Annotated in this window: 4 protein-coding genes; 2 read left to right on the top strand and 2 right to left on the bottom strand. The window is 70.2% G+C overall.

Annotated elements, in window-relative coordinates; all coding sequences use genetic code 11:
* Nucleotides 1–70: 70 nt before the first annotated feature.
* Together ACFV4K_RS34890 and ACFV4K_RS34895 are read right to left on the bottom strand one after the other, a co-directional pair.
* On the bottom strand, nt 71–1,300 hold the full coding sequence (locus ACFV4K_RS34890; RefSeq protein ID WP_379280570.1) for a hypothetical protein: 1,230 nt from the start codon (nt 1,298–1,300) through the stop codon (nt 71–73).
* A gap of 195 nt (nt 1,301–1,495) precedes the next feature.
* The gene (locus ACFV4K_RS34895; RefSeq protein WP_379280571.1) at nt 1,496–2,899 is read right to left on the bottom strand and encodes an NAD(P)H-quinone dehydrogenase; all 1,404 of its coding nucleotides are present in this window, start codon (nt 2,897–2,899) and stop codon (nt 1,496–1,498) included.
* Between the two features lie 327 nt (nt 2,900–3,226).
* On the opposite strand from ACFV4K_RS34895, the gene ACFV4K_RS34900 reads away from it, so the two are divergent.
* Nucleotides 3,227–3,706 (top strand): gamma-glutamylcyclotransferase, encoded by a 480-nt coding sequence (locus ACFV4K_RS34900; RefSeq protein WP_379280572.1) that lies wholly within the window; start codon nt 3,227–3,229, stop codon nt 3,704–3,706.
* Nucleotides 3,707–3,804: 98 nt separating this feature from the next.
* A complete protein-coding gene (locus tag ACFV4K_RS34905) occupies nt 3,805–4,218 on the top strand; it encodes a PPOX class F420-dependent oxidoreductase (RefSeq protein WP_379280573.1) in 414 nt (137 codons plus the stop codon).
* Nucleotides 4,219–4,402 lie beyond the last annotated feature (184 nt).

Here is a 4,402-nt window from a genome sequence, read left to right on the forward strand (position 1 = left end):
GTCGCTACCGACCGCCCCACGCGACAACACTGCTTCTACCGGCACCGTTCCCGGTGTGTTGAACGGTCGGTCAGTACTGGACCGAGCCACCCGTCTGCGCGGTCACGCCACCGATGTCGATCGACTGCGACGGCCGCTCGCCTTCGGGGAGCCTACCAATCTGAGCCGCCGCCTCGAGCACCGTGGCGCCGCCCGGGAGCAGGCGGATGAAGTTCTCGGCATTGGCCTTCGCGGCATTGGCCGCGGCCGTGTCCAGCACGAACTCGACCTTCTGGTCGTTGTCCGGGCCGCTGCCCGCGAACGCCGTCACCTTGATCTGGTTGACCGTGGTGAAGTCCAGCGACATGCCGGCCTCGCCCAGCCCGCCCGGCGTGGTGTAGCCGATGGTGCCGACGTAGCCGTCCAGGTTGCTGAAGTGGTGGGTGTTGGCGGCCCAGCCCGGCAGCACCGCGCCGCCGTCGAGGTTGACGCCGAGCTCGGAGTGCGGACCGGCCATGGCGACCACGGGGGCGGCCGGGGCCGCGTCCACCGCGGGCGACTGCCACTGCGGCTTCGCCTGCGGGGTGACCGTCTGCGGGCCGGTCATGGTGTCGGCGTCCGGGTTCTGCGCCGGGGTGGTGACCGCCGGGTCCGCGCTGCGGTCGTTCGGCTTGACCGGCTGCGCCGGCACCGTGGTGCCCGGCTGGGTCGACGGCGGGGTGGCCGCGTCCTGCTGCGGGGTGACGACCGCGGGCTGCGCCGGGGTCGACTGGCCCGGCACCGGCAGCGGCGCCACGCGCGGCACCGTCACGCCCGGCTGCGACGGGCGCACCGACTTCGGCTGACCCGGGTTGACGCCCGCGGGCTGCGCGCCCTGATCGTTCTTGGGGGCGTTGGCATCCGGCTTCGAGGCGTTCGCGTCCGGCTTGGGCGCGGTGGCGTCCGGCTTCGGGGTGTTGGTGGCGTCGGGCTGGGTCGCGCCCTGCGGCTGACCCGAATCCGGCTTGTCCGCACCGTTGTCCGGCGCGGTGTTGTTCGGCGTGGTGGGGGTGGTGACGCCCGGCTGGCTCTGCTGCGGCTTGGTGGTGCCCGGCTGCGGCTTCTCCGGTTTGGGCGCGGGAACCGACTGCGCCTTCGGGTCCGGGGTGGGGGTGTCGGCGGGCGGCTGCGTGCCGTCGGGCTGCTGCTGATCGGCCGGTACGGCGCCCGGGTCGGCGGGGGCGGCGTTGGCGGGCGCGGACAGCAGCGACACCACCGCGGCCGCACCGGCCAGCGTCAGGGAGGTGCTCGCCTTGATCCGACTCGGCTTGCGGTGCTTCACGTTTCGCTCAATTCCTTCGTCCCTCGGCGGCACGATCAGCCTGGGCATCGAAGAGCACCGAACGGAGGGAAACGATCACCCCCGATACGTAACACTCGCGACCGCCCTGCCGATCGCTTCCGCCGCGAACTTAATCACAAGGGAGACAAGGCAGCAAGACGGGCCGGTAACAAAGGGGTGCGAAACACGTTGCGGCTAGTCCAGATCGTCGTGCCGCATGAGCTGCCGCGCGGCCTCGGTGACCGATCCGGTGAGGGAGGGATACACCGAGAAGGTCTGCGCCAGATCGTTCACCGTGAGGTTGTTCTGCACCGCCAGCGCGATCGGCAGGATCAACTCCGACGCGATCGGCGCGACCACCACGCCGCCGATCACCACACCGGTGGCGGGCCGGCAGAAGATCTTCACGAAACCCCGCCGCAGACCTGACATCTTGGCCCGCGGGTTGGTGTTCAGCGGCAGCATGACCGTGCGCGCGGGGACCTCGCCCTCGTCGATGGCGGTCTGCGCCACGCCGACCGTCGCGATCTCCGGGCGCGTGAACACCGCGGAGGCAACGGTCTTCAGGCGAATCGGCTGCACGCCCTCACCCAGCGCGTGATACATCGCGATGCGGCCCTGCATGGCGGCCACCGAGGCCAGCGGCAGCAGTCCGGTGCAGTCGCCGGCCGCGTAGACGCCGGGCGCGGTGGTCCGCGACACCCGGTCCACGCGGAGGTATCCACCCTTGTCGAGTTCGATGCCGAGCCGATCCAGGCCCAGCCCGTTGGTGTTCGGGACCGAACCGACCGTCATGAGCGCATGGGTGCCGGTGACCGTGCGACCGTCCGACAGCTTCACCACGATGCCCTCGGCGGTGCGCTCCACCGCGTCCGCGCGGGCGTGCTTGACCAGCTCCACACCGCGCTCGGCGAGCGCCTCCTCCAGCACCAGCGCGGCGTCGGCGTCCTCACCGGGCAGCACGCGGTCCCGGCTGGAGACCACCTTCACCCGCACGCCCATCTCGGTGTAGGCGGAGACGAATTCGGCGCCGGTGACACCGGAACCCACGACCACCAGGGTCTCGGGCAGGTCCTGGAGGTCGTAGAGCTGACGCCAGTTCAGGATTCGCTCACCGTCGGGCTCCGCGCCGGGCAGCACGCGCGGGCTGGCGCCGGTGGCGATCAGCACCACCTCGGCCTCGATGACCCGCTGCTGACCGTCCTCGAGGGTGGCCTTCACCAGGTGGGTGGCCAGCCCGGGGGCCTGGTCGATGAGTTCGCCGTAGCCGGACAGCACGGTCACGCCCGCGGTCATCAGCTTGGCGCGGATATCGGAGGACTGCGCCTGCGCGAGCGCCTTCACCCGGGAGTTCACCTCGGCGAGACGCACCTGCGCCTGCGAGGGATGCACGGTGATGCCCAGGTCCCGGGCGCGGCGCAGATCGGTGCGCACGCCGGTGGAGGCGATGAAGGTCTTGGACGGCACGCAATCCCACAGCACGCACGCGCCGCCGATGCCGTCACTGTCGATCAGCGTGACCGGCGCGCCGTGTTGTGCCGCTACCAGTGCCGCCTCGTAACCGGCGGGACCGCCACCGATGATCGCAATGCGGGTCATTGTTCCTCCGTATCCAATTTGCCCTCCGCTTCGCTCCGGGCTGGTTCGCGGCCCCGAGGTCTCGATTCGTCCCTCCTCCGCTTCGCTCCCCCGCTCCAAGGCGGAGGTCTATCAAGCCGCAGTCCAGAATCGAGACGGCCGCGAACCCACCGGCTAAGCCTACTGCTCGGCAAACCGGCCGCTGAGCCGCCTCACGGCCGGTTGACCTAGCTCACAGCGCATCCAGGGATGTGTTCAGATGCGCCAGCAAATCAGTCATACCGCCACGAACCGCCTTGTGATCGGGATCAGGGGAGGCTTACGGCGATTGTTCGATAGGCTCTTACGGTGCCGATTTACGCCGCCTATGGGTCCAACATGGATCCCGAGCAGATGCTCAAGCGCTGTCCGCACTCCCCTGTGTACGGAACCGGCTGGCTGGAAGGGTGGCGACTCACCTTCGCCGGGGACGACATCGGCTGGGAGGGACCGCTGGCGACGGTGGTCGAAGAGCCCGGACAACGCGTCTTCGTGGTCCTCTACGACGTTCCCGACGACGACGAGCTGAGTCTCGACCGCTGGGAGGGTTCGGACTTCGGTATCCACAAGAAGATCCGCCTGCGCGTCACCCCCAACCAGGGCCCCACGACCACGCCGGTCCTGGCCTGGCTCTACGTCCTGGACGCCTACGAGGGCGGACTACCCTCCGCCCGCTACATCGGCGTCATCTCCGACGCCGCGGAGAAGGCGGGCGCGCCAGGCGATTACGTGCACGCGCTACGCACCCGCAACAGCAAGAACGTGGGCCCGGGCACCTTCGGGATGTGAGTGTCCGATCGGGCGCCGCGCACCGTGCCGGAAGATTCGGCGCGGCAGCGGTGTTGCGGGAACCGGAACGATCTTCGAACCGTCGAAAGAGGAAGCCGATGCCCGCCACGCCCGTCCCCGCCCCGATCGCCGAATTCCTGGCCCGCCCCAACCCGGCCGTCTTCGCCTCCAACCGCCCGGACGGGCAGCCGGTCTCGGTCGCCACCTGGTACCTGTACGAGAACGACCGAATCCTGGTGAACCTGGCCGACTTCCGCAAGCGCCTGGACTACCTGCGTGAGGACCCGCGAATCACGCTGACCGTGCTGGAAGGCGACAACTGGTACAGCCATGTCAGCATCCAGGGCCGCATCGTCTCCATCGAGAACGACCCGGATTCCTCGGTCATCGACCGCATCGCCGAGCACTACACCGGCGGCGAGTACCCGGTCCGCGATCAGAAGCGCGTCTCGGTCTGGATCGAGATCGACCGCTGGCACGCCTGGGGCGATATCGCCGCGAAGGCGAAGTAGGCCGCAACGCGCGGTCGCGAAAGACGCCGAACACCAAGCCGGGCGCCCCCCAGCGGGGCGGGCCCCCGGGGTGGCGCGCCCCCCCCGCCCCCCGGCCCCGCCCCCGCGCGCGGCCCCGCCCCGGGGGCCGGCCGCCGGCCCGGCCCGCCTGGTCGGTTCGGTCACCGGGTCCATGGTGTAGCGC

Origin of the sequence: Nocardia sp. NPDC059764 (genome assembly GCF_042732555.1) — a bacterium.
Classification (GTDB): domain Bacteria; phylum Actinomycetota; class Actinomycetes; order Mycobacteriales; family Mycobacteriaceae; genus Nocardia.